Raw genomic sequence first — 13,758 nt, 5'->3', positions numbered from 1 at the left:
CGTCCCTTTCTCCGTTGTTGCCCGCTTCATCGCGAACCGGCGGCGATCACCGCGCGGTTGTGTTCGGCGACCGTCGCCGGATCCATCTTCGGCACGCGGCGGTCGTAGGTCCAGAAGCCGTTGACCTCGTTCTCGACGTCGGTGGTCTGGGTGTAGATGGCGCCGGAGAGTCCCTTGTCCCGCACCACGTCCAGCAGGTCCCGGCTCACCTCGATATAGCGCCGGGTGAGTTCTTCCTGGCTGCCGGTCATCTCGTACGCCTGTGGCTCGCCCGGCCACAGATGGCCGTCGACGATCAGGCCGAGCCCGCCGTACTCACCGTCCACCGTCACCCTGTCGCCTGTCGCCTCCGGACGTCCGGGGCCGACGTAGGTGTGGTCGTCGTAGACGTCACCGGCACCGGAGTCGGGATGGGAGTGGCAGCAGTTCACGCCGCTGTCCGCGTTCACCATCCGAGTCGGGTCCGCGGCGGCCGTGTCGGCGGCGATGCGGGCGGTGTCGTACTCGCCCCAGCCTTCGTTGAAGGGCACCCAGCCGACGATGGAGGTGACGCTGCGGAGCTGGTCGATCAGCTCGGCCCATTCGGCCTCGAAGTGCTGTCGCGCCTCGGGAACGGGCGGCGCCTGCGGTCCTGGCGGGTTGTCCAGCAGCACCGCCGGGGACGGCATGTCCTGCCACACCAGCAATCCCAGCCGATCCGTCCAGTAGTACCACCGAGCCGGTTCGACCTTCACGTGCTTGCGGACGAAGTTGAAGCCGAGTTCCTTCGTCTTCTCCAGGTCGAAGCGCAGCGCCTCGTCGGTCGGCGCGGTGAACACGCCGTCCGGCCAGTAGCCCTGGTCGAGCGGTCCGTGCAGGAAGGTGATCCGCCCGTTGAGCGCGATCCGCGGCCTGCCCTGTTCGTCGGAGACGGTGCCGATGGTGCGGAGCCCGGCGTGCCCGCGGACCTCGTCGGCCGCCGCGCCCTCGGCGTCGAGCAGGCGCACGGTGAGCTCGTAGAGGTACGGATCGTCCGGTGTCCACAGATGCGGTCCGGGTATCGGGATCCGCAGCGGTTTTCCCGCAGAACCGTTGACACGGGCCACTTCCGCACCGTCCGGAGTGGACACGATGACCTCGGTGCGCGGGTCACCGCCGGACACCGCCGGGGTGACGGTGAGACTGGTCAGGTCGGGCACGATGTCGAGCTTGGTGATGTGCGCGGCGGGAACGGGTTCGAGCCACACGGTCTGCCAGATTCCGGAGGCGCCGGTGTAGAGGATGCCGCCCGGCTCGTTGCGCTGCTTGCCGACGGGGAAGGTGGCCGTCTCGTTGCGGTCCTCGGCGCGGACCACGATCTCCTGCACACCGGTGGCCCGCAGCGCGCCGGTGATGTCGGCGCCGAAGGCGGTGAACCCGCCCTCGTGGGTGGCGACCTTCCGGCCGTTGATCCACACCGTCGCCGTCTGGTCCACCGCACCGAAGTGGAGCAGCACGTGCTCGCCCGCCCACTCGGGCGGCACCTCGAAGGTCCGGCGATACCACATCAGGTCGTCGTGCCTGCCGATCCCGGACAGCGCCGATTCGGGCGGGTACGGCACCAGGATCCGTTCGGCGTAGCCCTCGGTACCGGGCGGACGTGAGCCGTCGATACCGCGGACGGTGTACTCCCAGAGGCCGTTGAGGTTCTGCCAGCGCGACCGGCGGAGCTGCGGGCGGGGGTAGTCGGGCAGGGCGTTGCCGGGGGTGACCTGGTCGGTCCACGGTGTGGTCATGGCGGCGGGCTGCGCGTGGCGCCGCGGTTCGCCCGCGTCGGCTGAGATCGTCATCGCCGCGATGCTCGCAAGGGACGCGCGTCTACGCGAGGGCACGTCCAGTCCGGTCCGCTTCGCACGGAACTCAACACCATTCAACAAGAGTGACCAGATTCACCCGAATAGTCAATAAGTCACCCAGCGGTACCGGGACCGCCGCGCGCGAACCGCTCACCCGGACGGGCCGAAGCCGACTGGTGAGTAACCTCGGCTCATGCGCGTGCTCATGCTGTCCTGGGAGTACCCGCCGGTCGTGGTCGGCGGGCTGGCCCGGCACGTCCACGCGCTGGCCCGGCATCTGGTCCGGGACGGGCACGAGGTGACCGTGCTGTGCAGGCATGTGGCGGGCACGGACGCCGAGACGCATCCGGCGACGGATCGCGTCGTCGAGGGGGTGCGGATCGTCCGGGTCGCCGAGGATCCGATGCACGTGACGTTCGAGCGCGACCTGGTGGCCTGGACGCTGGCGATGGGGCACGCGATGGTCCGGGCGGGGCAGGGTCTGCTGCGCGCGGGCTGGCGGCCCGATGTGGTGCACGCGCACGACTGGCTGGTGACGCACCCGGCGATCGCGCTGGCCGAACACGCGGAGGTGCCGCTGGTCGGCACGATCCACGCCACCGAGGCGGGCAGGCATTCGGGCTGGTTGTCGCATCCGCTGAACCAGCAGGTGCACTCGGTGGAGTGGTGGCTGGCGAACCGGGTGGACTCGCTCATCACCTGTTCGCAGGCGATGCGGCGGGAGGTGGCGCACCTGTTCGAGGTGTGCGGTGAGGACATCGCCGTCATCCACAACGGCATCGAGGAGCGGGGCTGGCGGGTTCCGGCGGACGAGGTGGCGTCGGCTCGCGCAGCGCACAGTCCGAGTGGTGCGCCGCTACTGCTTTACTTCGGCAGGCTGGAGTGGGAGAAGGGTGTGCAGGACCTGCTGGCGGCGTTGCCCGGGATCCGGCGGGAGCATCCGGGGACGCGCCTGGTCGTGGCGGGCGAGGGCAGGCATCTGGAAGAATTGCTCGAGCAGGCACGGCGGTTGCGTATCCGGCGGGCCGTGGAGTTCGCCGGGCACCTGTCGGACCGGGACCTGCGGGCCGTGCTGGCCGCGGCGGACGCCGTGGTGCTGCCCAGCCGGTACGAGCCGTTCGGGATCGTGGCGCTGGAGGCGGCCGCGGCGAAGGCCCCGCTGGTCGCCTCGACGGCGGGCGGTCTCGGCGAGGTCGTCATCGACGGGGAGACCGGCCTGGCGTTCACTCCGGGGGACGTCGATGCGCTCGGCGCGGCGGTCGGGAGGGTACTGGCCGATCCGGCGTCGGCGACGATTCGTGCCGCGGCCGCCCAGTCCCGGCTGGCTGGCGACTTCGACTGGGGCCGGATCGCCGAGTCCACGGCGGAGGTCTACCGCAGGGCGAAGCCACGCGTGCCGGAGACGCTCGGCAGGCCGAAGATCGCCACCGGCAACACCTTCGACGTCTGACGTTGCGCCTCCGGAACGGCATCGGCAGGGAACGTCGCCCGCTGCGGGGCAGGGCGGTACCCGATTCGGCAATGTTCGCGAATGCGCCGACCCGCGAGGTGTTGCCGTGGCGAGGTCCCTGCCATCCGCGCCATGCGGCGCCACCGTCAGGACCCGTTTTCGGCTGCCCACAACAGGTCCTGACGTTCGCGGCGCCGATTGGCGGGCCGGCGCGGCGGCGTGCGTGCCCGGACGGCCGGGCCTGGTACCGCTCAGAACGGTGGCGACGGGTGGAGTGGTTCGGCCTGACTTCGGTGCCGCTCTCCGGTGGGGGTGGTCACGTGGAGGGTCCCGGTGTCGTCGGTTCCGAAATGCCAGCCGGGTACGTCTTTGAGGCGGTGGTGGCGGCGGCATAGTCCGGTGAGGTTGTCGGCGTTGGTCGGGCCGCCGTGGTGCCATTCCGTGGTGTGATCGATGTCGGATCGGTGTGCTGGCCGGTGGCAGCCTGGCATGCGGCATTCGCGGTCGCGGACTTGGACCAACTCGGCCAACGCTGCGGGTGGGCGGTATCGGGTGCGTCCGACGTCGCGCACGGTTCCGTGGACCGGGTCGGTGACGACTTTGCGCAGTACGGAGTTCGGGCTCTGGGCGAGGTGCCGGACGAGCCAGGCGGGGATGGGTCCGTGGCCGGACAGTTCGGCGGGCCGGTCGTCGGCTCCGGCGAGGGTGGTCGCGGCGACGTGGACGAAGATCTCGGTCCGGGCTTCGCCGGCACGGTGGCCGAGACAGAGTTCGGCGAACACATCGGCACGGAGTTGTTCAAGCGTGCGGGATTCGGCCTTGCCGCGGAGGGTTCTGGCGATGCGGTCCACCCGGGCGTAGATCGCGGTCGCCGCTTCTGCCGGCAGATCGGCGATGAGGGTGCTCATGGCGTCGTCCTGATGCACCAACTGCACACTGCGATCCAGACGCCGTTTCCGCGCACGCTCGGCGTGGCCGTCCGGGTCGACATGCGCGACCTGCCGCGCAACAGCACGACGAAGACCGGACGGGTTCTTACCGTCGAGACGATCGGCCATCGCCGCGTCGACGGCGGCGGCGTGCTCATCCGACAACGGCCCGGTGGCGTCGACGATCTTGGATGCCTTGAAGCTGTCGATGACACCGGATTCCATCGCCGCCAACGTTTCCGGCAGACGGGTCGTCAACGCCCGCGCCATCGCCACCGTCCGCTGCGCACGGTGTTCGGTGGTAGCCAACGTCAAAGCCACCTCCGCGGCCACACCACGCGGCTCCTCGGACAGGGCGGCGAACCGAGCCATGGCCCGCAACTGCACAGCCTCAGCACGAGAACGTGCCGCTTCAGCGTCGCGCATGACACGGAGCAACCCACGCTGAGACAACGAGGACAGCCGAACACCAGTCAACCCGCCATGATCCACGCGCACAGTTTCACGGGATTCGAGATCAAGAATCCCTGCCAACCGAACTTCTACAGATCCCCCACCGATCATGAAACCGTTCTATACAACGATTAGGACAATTCCAATAACACCATCGAGTACGCTCACCGAATGAACGGACCATTCGCACGCAAAGCCAGAGCCGCACGCCCTGAACGCGAACCTCGCAACGACGAAGCACTCATCAACCGCACACGACGGGAACCGGCCCATTCCAACCCGGCCAGAACATCGCACACCATCAAGCAAGAAACCGAAGGACGACCGGACGCAGCAGCAGGGGCACGACGCTGAACTCGACATGCGAAACCGCACGCGACAACCCTCCCGCGCCGAGGAAAACGCAACCGAGAAACCCGTTCCGTGGGGAACTGTCGCTGGTGACCGACAATGAGATCCGCCCCGAGGAGCGGCAGTTCCACACGGCCCGCCGCAGGCGTAGCCTGAAACCCGAGAATGCCACCTCGATCATACGGTGTGCAAATACGACAAACACCCACCAGTCGAGCCACAACACCGCAGCACCCTCGTCCTCGGAATCGACCAACACCGCGATACCGACGTGAGCAGAACCCGCAGGGCGGCGAAGAGTCCGGTCCCGATACTGCGATTCTGCCGACCCGGCGGTCCGCTGACACCCACCAACCGCCTTGCCGTAACCATTATCCGCCATCCGCACCCGCCCATTCGCCGGGCGGAACCCGCCGGAACGCCCGACACGACATGCCGCACCGCGCGACACGGGGTGCCGGAACGCACGACACGACATGCCAGAACGCACGACACGGCGGATCGGGTACTTTCCTGTTACCCGCTATGACCGTTACGTGGTACGACAGGCGGGCCCACGGACGGGGTGACTGCCCGCGCCCTCGAGTCGAGGATCGCCCGCCGCTTCGCCAGCCGGTGTTCCCGGCGGATCTGCGCTTCGCGGTAGCGGCGTTCGTCCTCGGGCGTCTCGGGCAGCACCGGCGGCACGGGCCGGGGCGCGCCGTCGGCGTCGGTGGCGACGAACGCGAGGTACGCGGTCGCCACGCGCACGGGCGGCACGGACTCGTCCCAGCGGTCGGCGAGAACCTGGACGCCGATCTCCATCGACGACCGGCCCGCCCAGTTCACCTGCGAGTTGACGTGCACCACGTCGCCGACCCGCACCGGGACGAGGAAGGCCATCTCGTCCAGCGCGGCGGTGACGGCGGGGCCGTTCGAGTGCCGGGCGGCGACCACGCCGGCCACCGAGTCGACGAGCTTCATCACGACACCACCGTGCACGGTGCCCAGCAGGTTCGTGTCGTGGCTGTCCATGATCTGCGAGAGCGTGACCCGGGCCGCGGAGGTCGGCTTGCCGTCCGGTACTGCGCTGTGATCCACAACCGAACCGTACCCAACGCGGTGGACGCCGGCGGGCCCGGCGCTTCGCCAGACCGAAGCGCCGGGCCCGTTCCCACGCCATCCCACCCGGCGTGCCCGGTCCCCGTAGTCAGGTTGGGAGACCGGGAGTCTCAGCTCACCGCAGGTCGGTCAGGTAGCGCGCGTACGCCCCGGTGGTGAGGAAACTCGGCAGTTTCTCGCCGAGCGCGGTCTCGACGAGGATGGCGCACGCGTCGTCGAGCCGGTTGCCCTCGCCGAGGTCGGCGCGCACCCGCACGATCTCCTCGTCGAGGAAGCCGTGCACCAGTTCGGTGGTGACGGCGGTGCCGTCGTCGAGCTTGGTGCCGTTGTGGATCCACTGCCAGAGCTGGCAGCGGGCGATCTCGGCGGTCGCGGCGTCCTCCATCAGGCCGAAGATCGCCGCCGCGCCGGTGCCGCGCAGCCAGGCGTCGACGTAGCGCAGGCCGACGTTGATGTTGGCGCGCACACCGTTCTCGGTGACCTCGCCACCCGCGGAGGCGAGGTCGAGCAGGTCGGCGGCGGTCACCGAGACCTCGTCGCGCCGCCGGTCCACCTGGTTCGGCCGTTCGCCGAGAATGCCGGTGAAGACCTCCTCACAGACGGGCACCAGGCCGGGATGTGCGACCCAGGAACCGTCGAAACCGTCGGCGGCCTCCCTTTCCTTGTCCTGGCGCACCTTCTCCAGGGCGTTGGCGTTCGCCTCCTGGTCCTTGCTCGGGATGAACGCGGCCATCCCGCCGATCGCGTGCGCACCGCGGCGGTGGCAGGTACGGACGAGGAGTTCGGTGTAGGCGCGCATGAACGGCACGGTCATGGTGACGTCCGCGCGGTCCGGCAGCACGAAGTCGGCGCCGCGCGAGCCGAAGTTCTTGATCACGCTGAAGATGTAGTCCCAGCGGCCCGCGTTCAGTCCGGCGGCGTGCTCACGCAGTTCGTAGAGGATCTCGTCCATCTCGAAGGCCGCGGTGATGGTCTCGATCAGCACGGTCGCGCGGATGCTGCCCTGCGGGATACCGAGTTCCGACTGTGCCAGGCGGAAGACGTCGTTCCACAGCCGCGCCTCAAGGTGGTTCTCCAGCTTGGGCAGGTAGAAGTACGGGCCGCTGCCGCGGGCGAGGAGCTGGCGGGCGTTGTGGAAGAAGTACAGGCCGAAGTCGACCAGGCTCGCCGAGACGGGCCTGCCGTCGATGCGGATGTGCTTCTCGACGAGGTGCCAGCCGCGCGGCCGGGCGACGATCGTGGCCGGGTTTTCCCCGATGCTGTAACGCTTTCCGGCCTCGGTGGTGAAGTCGATGTCGCGGCGGATGGCGTCGTAGAGGTTGCGCTGCCCGCCGATGACGTTGTCCCAGGTCGGCGAGGTGGCGTCCTCGAAGTCGGCCAGCCACACCTTCGCGCCGGAGTTGAGCGCGTTGACGGCCATCTTGCGGTCGACCGGCCCGGTGATCTCCACCCGGCGGTCCTCGAGCCCCTCGGCGGCACCGGCGACCTGCCAGGAGTCGTCCTCCCGGATCGACCGGGTCTCCGGCAGGAAGTCGAGGGTCTCCTCCCCGGTGGCCAGGTTCTCCCTGCGGAGCCTGCGCGCGTCGAGCAGTTCACGGCGGCGTCCGGCGAAGGCGTTGTCCAGTCGTGCCACGAACTCCAGTGCCGCGGGGGTGAGGATCTTCGCGGTCTCCTCGTCCGAGGGGCCTGCGATGTCGATGCGCCCGGTGCGGGTGAAAGCGTTGTCGGACTTGCCAAGCATGTCGGTACCTCCGGGGGCGGAGAAGAAACGGGACGACGGGACGAGTGGACGGCAGTGCCGCGGTTCGTCGACGTATCGCGCAGCGCGATTCCGCGACACGTCGACGAATCGCGTGGGGTTACCGGGTCAGAACTGCGCTTCCTCGGTGGAGCCCTTGAGTGCGGTGGTGGAGCTCTCCGGGTTCAGTGCCGTGGACACCTGGTCGAACCAGCCGGTGCCGACCTCACGCTGGTGCTTGGTCGCGGTGTAGCCGCGCTCCTCGCTGCCGAACTCGCGCTCCTGCAGGTCGACGTAGGCGGTCATGCCCTCGCGGGCGTAACCGTGCGCCAGGTCGAACATCGAGTAGTTCAGCGCGTGGAAACCGGCCAGGGTGATGAACTGGAACTTGTAGCCCATGTGGCCGAGTTCGCGCTGGAACTTCGCGATGGTCGCGTCGTCCAGGTGCTTCTTCCAGTTGAACGACGGCGAGCAGTTGTAGGCGAGCAACTGGTTGGGGTGCTTGGCCTTGATGGCCTCGGCGAACTCGCGGGCGACCTCCAGATCGGGCTCGGAGGTCTCCATCCAGAGCAGGTCGGCGTAGTCGGCGTAGGCGAGCCCGCGCTGGATGCAGGGCTCGATGCCGTTGCGCACCTCGTAGAAGCCCTCGGCGGTCCGGCCGCCGGTGAGGAACTGCTGGTCGCGCTCGTCGACGTCGCTGGTGAGCAGCGTGGCGGCCTGCGCGTCGGTGCGGGCGATGACCACGGACGGGGTGCCCGCGACGTCGGCGGCGAGCCGCGCCGCGTTCAGCGTGCGCTCGTGCTGCTTGGTGGGGATGAGCACCTTGCCGCCGAGGTGACCGCACTTCTTCTCGGACGCGAGCTGGTCCTCCCAGTGCACGCCCGCGGCACCGGCGTTGATCATGCCCTTCATCAGCTCGAACGCGTTGAGCGGACCGCCGAAGCCGGCCTCGGCGTCGGCGACGATCGGCGCGTACCAGTCGATGTCGGTGTTGCCCTCGGCCCAGTTGATCTGGTCGGCGCGACCCAGCGCGTTGTTGATGCGGCGGACGACGGCGGGCACCGAGTTGGCCGGGTAGAGGCTCTGGTCCGGGTAGGTCTGGCCGGAGAGGTTGGCGTCGGCGGCGACCTGCCAGCCGGAGAGGTAGATGGCCTTGAGGCCGGCGCGCACCTGTTGCACGGCCTGGTTGCCGGTGAGGGCACCGAGCGCGTGGATGTAGTCCTCGCTGTTGATGAGGTCCCACAGCTTCTCCGCGCCGCGCTTGGCCAGCGTGTTCTCCTCGACGACGCTGCCGCGAAGCTTGATCACGTCGGCCGCGGTGTAGGAGCGCTGCACGTCCGCCCAGCGGGGGTCGGACTCCCACTGCTTCGTGAGCTCCGCCGCGGCCTGCTCGATCTGCTTGGCATGATCAGTCATCGGGTTCTCCAACTTTGCGAACGTTGCGATTCCTCGCTTGCTGGGACTGACCATGACATGAGCTGCAAAAACAGATCCAGTGCTCCAATTTGCCAATTTGTGCTAACTTTCCCTACGCTTCTGCGAAGACTGCCAACACAGGCTTGGCAATCTCCGGCAATGCCGGGCACTTGATCGGTGCCGAACAGGAAATCTTCCGGAAACAGGCGGTCGAGATGGACAAGACCTTCGCCGGCGCGAAGCTGCGCCACCTGCGTGAGAGTCGTTCGATGAGCCAGGCCGACCTGGCCAGAGTGCTGGAGATCTCACCCAGCTATCTGAACCAGATCGAGCACAACTCCCGCCCGCTGACGGTCTCGGTGCTGCTGCGGATCACCCAGGCGTTCGGCGTGGACACCGAGTTCTTCGCCAACAACGACACCGCCCGCCTGGTCGCCGACGTGCGGGAGGCGCTGCTCGACGAGGTCGTCGGCGCCGAGGTCTCCACCGGCGAACTCAACGACCTGGCCTCCAACCTGCCGTCGGTCGCGCGTGCCCTGGTGCAACTGCACCGCAGCTACCGCAACGCGGTGGAGAACACCGCCGCGCTGGTCGCCGAGAACGGCACCGGGCTGCACGGCAGCGCCGCGGCCTCCCTGCCGCACGAGGAGGTGCGCGACTTCTTCTACGAACGGGAGAACTACGTCGCTGAACTCGACGAACGCGCCGAGCGGATGGCCGCCGAGATGAACCTGCGCCGCGGCGAGGTCCGCGGCGGGCTGCGCGAGCGGCTGATCGAACGCTACGGCGTCGAGGTGATCAGCGAGGGCATCAACGAGGGCGCGGGCGAGCAGCACCGGTTCCAGCCCGGCAACCGCGTGCTGCGGCTGGCGCCGAGCCTGCGCGTCGGCCAGCAGGCGTTCCGGATGGCCTCACAGATCGCGCTGCTGGAGTACGACGACCTGATCACCGAACTCGCCGACTCCTGGGCGTTCTCCGGACCGGCCGCCCGGTCGCTGGCCAGGGTCGGACTGGCGAACTACTTCGCCGGGGCGCTCATCCTCCCGTACCGGTCGTTCCACGAGTGCGCGGAGAACTTCCGTTACGACATCGAACGCCTCTGCGACCACTTCGGCGTCGGCTTCGAGACGGTGTGCCACCGGCTGTCCACCTTGCAGCGCCCCAAACTGCGCGGGATCCCGTTCTCCTTCGTCCGGGTGGACCGCGCGGGAAACATGTCGAAACGTCAGTCCGCGGCCGGTTTCCACTTCTCCCGCGTCGGTGGCTCGTGTCCACTGTGGAACATCTATGACGCCTTCACCGCCCCCGGCAAGATCATCCCGCAGGTGGTGACCATGCCGGACGGCAAGAGCTACTTCTGGATCGCCCGGACGATCTCCCGCAACATCGGCGGTTACGGCAGTCCCGGGAAGATGTTCAGCGTCGGCCTCGGCTGCGAACTGCGGCATGCGCGCAGGCTGGTCTACTCGGCGGGACTCGACCTCGACGACCGGGCGGCCGCGACCCCGATCGGCATGGGGTGCAAGGTGTGCGACCGCCCGGCGTGTCCGCAGCGGGCGTTCCCGACGATCGGCAAGCAGCTCACCGTCGACGAGAACACCAGTACCTTCGTGCCCTATCCGGCCGTCCCGGCCACCGAGTGATCCGCTCCGGGCACCGTCACCGCTCCAGCGTCGTACCGCGGGCGGCCGAGGCGTCGCCGATGTTCGGGCCACGCGGCGGGATCGCGTCGTAGGCAGCGGGATCGAGCTGGTCGACCCGGCCACTGGCGATCGCCGAGAGCATCCCGTCCAGTCCGATGTAGACACTCCTGGTCAGCACGGCCCGGTACTGCTGCCCGAGGGTCTGGGTCTGCCCGCGGACCTCGAACAGCACCGCGCCGCTGCCGTTGAGTGCGAAGGCGCCGAGGCCCGTGCCCGGCAGGTTCGTGTCCTGTGGGTACAGCGTGACGTTGCCGAACAGCGGGCGGTTGTTGGCCGCGCTCTGCAGCGCGTTGTTGACGGCCACGTTGAGCTTCTTGGAGTAGTCGAGGTCGTAGTCCGCGTACTGCTCGTAGCCCGGCGTGGTGGCCGGATCGTCGACGAACCTGCCGGAGATCGACAGCGTGACGAACTCGTCCGGATCGTCCGGCATCACGTAGCAGGCGCCCTGGTGGTGCAGATCGACATAGGTGTCGACCTTGCCGAACTCGGCGGTCAGGCCCCGGTAGACGTCGCGCACGGTCTGCGCCTCGGGGGTGATGTACCAGCCGGTGTCGGCCGAACTGCCGGGGAAGTCCTCGGCACGGGGCACGTAGCCCAGGTCCGGGTGGTAGTCGCGGTTGGTGTCGAAGCCCGGCGTGGCCGCGTAGTCGTCACCCTGCCTGGCGTCGGTGTAGTAGTTCCACGCCTGCGGACTGTTCCGGAGCTGCGGATGACGTGCGGTGACCTCGTTCCAGGTCATGTCGTTTCCGCGGCGGTCGAGTTCGGCGCCGTCGGGGTTCATCTTCGGGATGGCGACGATGGTCAGCTCCTCGCGCCAGCGTTTCGCCTTCGCCGAGTCGCTGGTGCCGACCCAGTCGAGCAGGTCGACGATGGCGTCGGTGCCGGTCTTCTCGTTGCCGTGGATCTCGCTGGTCAGCAGCACCGCCTTGGGCCCGGTGCCGACCCGTGCGGACCACAGCTCCCGGCCGCGGTTGCTGCGGCCGACCTGCTCGACGTCGACCGCTCCCCCGCTGGCGGATTCGATCCGGTCCAGCTCGATACCCAGCTCACGGTGGTCGGTGAACTCGTTCACCGGCAGCTCCCGTGGTTCCTCGCTGCATTCCGGGGCGGAGAGGAAGGCCGCGTCCCCGGGCTGGGCCCGATCGAGCTGTGCCGAGTACGCGGGAAGGTCCGGCCGCGGCTGGGCAACGGCCGGTGTCGCGGTCACGACCAGGGCCAGCGAGCCGGCTCCGGCCAGCCAGGCCACGAGCGGGCGTCTCAATCTGGGCACGGTGACTCCTCGGGGAGAGCGAGTGGTCCACGCCGAAGCGTGGGGTTCGGGGGTGTCACCGGTGATAGTTAGTTATATCAACAAACGAAATTCGGGCACAACGCCCAGCAAGGCCTTCTCACCCGAACAGCCGTCCGTGGCGCGGCACGGCCTCCCTGGAGTGTCCGGGAGGCCGTGCCGATCCCCCACTACCCCTCGCCGGGCGACACCGGCCCGGAGAAGATCACCGCGCCAGCGGCGTCGTAGACGGTCGCCGACACCGGGTCGGCGGGACCGTCCGATGGCGGCAGGCCGGCCGTCTTGGCGAGAACGACCGCGAAGGTCCCGGCCGCGACTTCGGCTTCGACCGGCTCGGCGTCTCCCTCCGTGAGCACCACCCTGGCCGCCTCGGCGGGCACCACTCCGCCGAAGAAGGTGCCGGTGTTGCTCTGCGGACCGCTGAACTCCGGTCTCGTCCCGCGCACGTCGCCGGGTCCTGCCGGGAGAACCGAATCGGGACCGGCCTCCTCCTCAGTTCTTGAGCACATCAGGTATCCGGTCGCGTTCCGGGCGACCACCACGTCCCGTCCCTCGTGGGAAGTCTTGGCACCCGCGACGAAACTGTCCGCGTCGATCACCGGCGAGCTCCCCTGCGCGGCGCACTCACCGAAGAACCTGCCCGCCTCGGACTCCCGTTCCGGAGCCGGCAGGACCGGGCGGTCCACCACGTACAGCGGCTCGGCGGACGGCGGGGGCAGCGGCGCCCCGACCGGGACGACTCCCTCCGGCCCCAGCCCGTCGCCATTCCGGTAGTCCGTCAGCATCGGTGCCACCTCGATCGTGGTCTCGGCGAGTCGTGACCTGGTGGCCTCGAAGAACAGTCCGTCGTGGACCTGCACGTCGGAGCCGAAGCTGCTGTCCTTCTCACGCCCGGACATCTTCATCGCCGGCCAGGCGGGATCGACGACGCCCGCGACGACCCCGTTGCCGCTGAACAGGAGCGAGCCGGTGCGGCTGTCACCGGCGTAGGCCGGCACGGCCTCGGGGTCGGACACGGTCACCGTGGTCACCGTCGTCTCACAGAACAGGGGCTTGCCCGCGACCCTGGCGGCCACCACGACGAGATTGTTGTTCATTCCGTCGCCGCGGTAGCCGTACACCGGCGTCCACAGCGCACGGTCGGGATACCGGTCCTGCGCGCCCTGCGAGCGCACGGCGGCCCAGCACCGGTCGAGCTGCTCGTTCTGTTCCACGGTGCCGATCGGCCCCTGCTCCCCCGGCGGAGTCTGGTTCTCGGGCACCGGTGCGGGCCCGGGTGCGGCCACCCCACCGTCGTTGCCGGTCAGTCCGTCGGTGGCCACGACGGCTCCGGCGAACACGGCAGCGACGGCGGCGGCCACGGCCAGTGGGGTGCGGATCGAACGGCGGCCGCTGCCGGAGGAGGACTCCATGCCCTCGTGCAGGGCCGAGCGGATCCGGTCGCGGACCGGCGACGGCAGATCGCGCCGCGGCGGCAGCCCCAGGTCCTCGTCGCTCATCGATACTCCTTGGGAT

General features: G+C 68.9%; 10 protein-coding genes. 2 read left to right on the top strand and 8 right to left on the bottom strand.

All coding sequences use genetic code 11. The features are described 5' to 3' along the window. Nucleotides 1–26: 26 nt before the first annotated feature. Nucleotides 27–1,808 carry a glycoside hydrolase family 2 protein gene (locus CFN78_RS06615; protein WP_205660449.1) on the bottom strand — a complete coding sequence of 594 codons (1,782 nt, stop codon included), beginning with the start codon at nt 1,806–1,808 and terminating at the stop codon, nt 27–29. 199 nt (nt 1,809–2,007) lie between these two features. On the opposite strand from CFN78_RS06615, the gene CFN78_RS06610 reads away from it, so the two are divergent. After that, entirely contained in the window at nt 2,008–3,264 is a 1,257-nt protein-coding gene (locus CFN78_RS06610; RefSeq protein WP_094861712.1) for a glycosyltransferase family 4 protein, read from the top strand. A 251-nt stretch (nt 3,265–3,515) separates the two neighbouring features. Here the strand turns inward: CFN78_RS06610 and CFN78_RS06605 are convergent, their stop codons facing one another. The 5 genes from CFN78_RS06605 to aceA all read right to left on the bottom strand — a co-directional run bounded on the left by CFN78_RS06605 (nt 3,516) and on the right by aceA (nt 9,252). Continuing rightward, nucleotides 3,516–4,757: an HNH endonuclease signature motif containing protein gene (locus CFN78_RS06605; RefSeq protein ID WP_240519307.1), complete on the bottom strand. Its 1,242-nt coding sequence runs from the start codon at nt 4,755–4,757 to the stop codon at nt 3,516–3,518. A 190-nt stretch (nt 4,758–4,947) separates the two neighbouring features. Then, the gene (locus tag CFN78_RS29040; RefSeq protein ID WP_165777467.1) at nt 4,948–5,385 is read right to left on the bottom strand and encodes a hypothetical protein; all 438 of its coding nucleotides are present in this window, start codon (nt 5,383–5,385) and stop codon (nt 4,948–4,950) included. Between the two features lie 128 nt (nt 5,386–5,513). Beyond that, on the bottom strand, nt 5,514–6,077 hold the full coding sequence (locus CFN78_RS06595; protein WP_240519306.1) for an acyl-CoA thioesterase: 564 nt from the start codon (nt 6,075–6,077) through the stop codon (nt 5,514–5,516). Between the two features lie 136 nt (nt 6,078–6,213). After that, nucleotides 6,214–7,839, bottom strand: a complete 1,626-nt coding sequence (aceB, locus tag CFN78_RS06590) for a malate synthase A (RefSeq protein ID WP_094861709.1) — start codon at nt 7,837–7,839, stop codon at nt 6,214–6,216. A gap of 126 nt (nt 7,840–7,965) precedes the next feature. Continuing rightward, nucleotides 7,966–9,252, bottom strand: a complete 1,287-nt coding sequence (gene aceA / locus CFN78_RS06585) for an isocitrate lyase (protein WP_094861708.1) — start codon at nt 9,250–9,252, stop codon at nt 7,966–7,968. 215 nt (nt 9,253–9,467) lie between these two features. Between aceA and CFN78_RS06580 the strand changes: the two genes are divergently transcribed. Next, nucleotides 9,468–10,895 (top strand): short-chain fatty acyl-CoA regulator family protein, encoded by a 1,428-nt coding sequence (locus CFN78_RS06580; protein WP_094861939.1) that lies wholly within the window; start codon nt 9,468–9,470, stop codon nt 10,893–10,895. 16 nt (nt 10,896–10,911) lie between these two features. Here CFN78_RS06580 and CFN78_RS06575 read toward each other — a convergent pair whose 3' ends face one another. Together CFN78_RS06575 and CFN78_RS06570 are read right to left on the bottom strand one after the other, a co-directional pair. Continuing rightward, nucleotides 10,912–12,225, bottom strand: coding sequence for a M14 family zinc carboxypeptidase (locus CFN78_RS06575; protein ID WP_094861707.1), 1,314 nt, complete (start codon nt 12,223–12,225; stop codon nt 10,912–10,914). Between the two features lie 188 nt (nt 12,226–12,413). Next, the gene (locus CFN78_RS06570; protein WP_094861706.1) at nt 12,414–13,742 is read right to left on the bottom strand and encodes a hypothetical protein; all 1,329 of its coding nucleotides are present in this window, start codon (nt 13,740–13,742) and stop codon (nt 12,414–12,416) included. Nucleotides 13,743–13,758 lie beyond the last annotated feature (16 nt).

Origin of the sequence: Amycolatopsis antarctica (genome assembly GCF_002262875.1) — a bacterium.
Lineage (GTDB): Bacteria > Actinomycetota > Actinomycetes > Mycobacteriales > Pseudonocardiaceae > Amycolatopsis > Amycolatopsis antarctica.
Note: the sequence above shows the minus strand (reverse complement) of the source record. Positions and strands in the feature narration are given on the sequence as shown.